Here is a 1,730-nt window from a genome sequence, read left to right on the forward strand (position 1 = left end):
GCCTCGGCGTCTACAGCGCCCAGCTGCGGTCCGAACGGGACGCGGAGGCGTCGCGGTCGCAGGCCCTCGTGTCGATGGTCCAGCAGATGGCCGCGCCGGGAGCGACCCACGCCTTCCTCGCACCCACCCAGGGCGAGCCCGCGGTGGCCGCGGTCGTCGCCACGACGACGGGGGAGCAGATCGTCGTGCCGGTGGCGCTGCCCGCGAACCCGGGCGACCACGTCTACGTCCTGTGGGGCCTGCCCGGCGAGGGAACCCCCACCCCGCTCGGCACGTTCGACGTGGGTGAGGACGCTACGGGCGTGCAGTCGGTAGGGTCCTCCCCTGACGGGACCGGTTTCGCTCAGTTCGCCATCTCGATCGAGCCCGGTCGGGCCGCTCCGGCCTCCCCGTCCGACGTGGTGGCGAGTGGGCGGGCGGAGATCTGAGCACCAACGACCTCGAGAAGCCGACCCCGGAGCCGCGCAGCGGGCTGCGGGGCCTGAAGGATCGCATCACGCGGTTCCGCGAGCGCATCGACGAGCGACCCACCGCCCGTCGGACCTGGCGGATCGGCATCGGCGTGCTCGGCACCCTAGTGCTGGTGGGCGGCCTCGTCGCGATCCCGTACCCCGGCCCCGGCTGGGCCATCGTGTTCGTCGGCCTCGCCATCCTCGCCTCGGAGTTCGCCTGGGCCCAGAAGGTCCTGCACTTCGCCAAGGGCAAGTACGACGCCTGGACGGACTGGCTCGGCCGCCAGAACCTGCTGGTGAAGCTGCTCGTCCTCGCCGCCACCGGCCTGATCGTGCTCGCCACGCTCTGGCTGCTGAACGCGTTCTGGCTGGTGGCGGGCTGGGTGGGCCTGCAGGAGTGGACCTGGTTGCAGAGCCCGATCCTGGGGTGATGTAGGGTTTCACCCGGCAGCGGGCGATTAGCTCAGGGGGAGAGCGCTTCGTTCACACCGAAGAGGTCACTGGTTCGATCCCAGTATCGCCCACGCAGCCGAAGGCCCTGGTCAGGGCTCCGCGAGGAGCCCAATGACCAGGGCCTTCGTGACTCTTTCGGAGTGGTTGACTCAGGTTTTGACAACAACAGCGACCGCTTCGGCCGCTCCGAAGATCCGGTGGTCGTCTCCGCAGGTAGGCGGCGCGGAACTGGTGACCCTGACAGCAACGCGGACGCACGTCGACCTCGCGGTGTCACTCGGCGACCACAGTGGATCGTCGCCCAGGGATCATTTCTCGCGCAGGGGTGGTGCCGCGCTCGGGTCTCTGGTTGCTACCGGGTGTGAAAGTGGGTCGGCTGCCAGCCGACAGCTGGAACGCGCAGCCGCCTCAGGGAGTGGCCATCAGGTACGCATGGCGGACGGATGCGACCTGCTGGGTGCTTAGGCCGGATGCGGTCGCGAGTGCTGCGAGTCGCTGTTCCTCGTCCTGAGTGATCACGTGATCGGCGAGGGCGACTTCGAGCATGTCGAGGTAGGTGTCGAGGCGTGGGTCCCCGGTGGCCACGCCCGGAAGAGCGTGGCGGGCAGGGGCCGGTGACGTCCGGATCCGGACGTCAGGTGGGGCAGTGGGGATGTTGACGGGGGCGGAGAGTACGAGCGGGCCGATTCCGAGCTCGGCGGCGGTGCGGGCTCCCGCTGCGTCGGCGCGCTTAAGGTAGACGGCGAGCAGCCGCCCGGCGGCATCGGCGTCGGCGAGCGCGGTGTGGGCGTCGTCGTGCCGAAGCCCTTCGGCCCGGCAGAGATC

Annotated in this window: 3 protein-coding genes and 1 tRNA gene; 3 read left to right on the forward strand and 1 reads right to left on the reverse strand. The window is 70.1% G+C overall.

Annotated elements, in window-relative coordinates; all coding sequences use genetic code 11:
* The 3 genes from H5J29_RS31550 to H5J29_RS31560 form a co-directional block, all read left to right on the forward strand.
* Nucleotides 1-428 (forward strand): anti-sigma factor (locus H5J29_RS31550; RefSeq protein WP_181784580.1); only part of this gene is annotated, 428 nt, incomplete at its 5' end.
* 86 nt (nucleotides 429-514) lie between these two features.
* Complete coding sequence (locus H5J29_RS31555) at nucleotides 515-883, forward strand: TIGR02611 family protein (RefSeq protein ID WP_312858498.1); 369 nt, start codon at nucleotides 515-517, stop codon at nucleotides 881-883.
* A gap of 21 nt (nucleotides 884-904) precedes the next feature.
* Nucleotides 905-976, forward strand: a tRNA-Val gene (locus H5J29_RS31560).
* A gap of 337 nt (nucleotides 977-1,313) precedes the next feature.
* Here H5J29_RS31560 and H5J29_RS31565 read toward each other — a convergent pair.
* Nucleotides 1,314-1,730 (reverse strand): hypothetical protein (locus tag H5J29_RS31565; RefSeq protein WP_220188180.1); only part of this gene is annotated, 417 nt, incomplete at its 5' end.

The sequence above is a fragment of the Pseudonocardia pini genome (genome assembly GCF_013870575.1).
Lineage (GTDB): Bacteria > Actinomycetota > Actinomycetes > Mycobacteriales > Pseudonocardiaceae > Pseudonocardia > Pseudonocardia pini.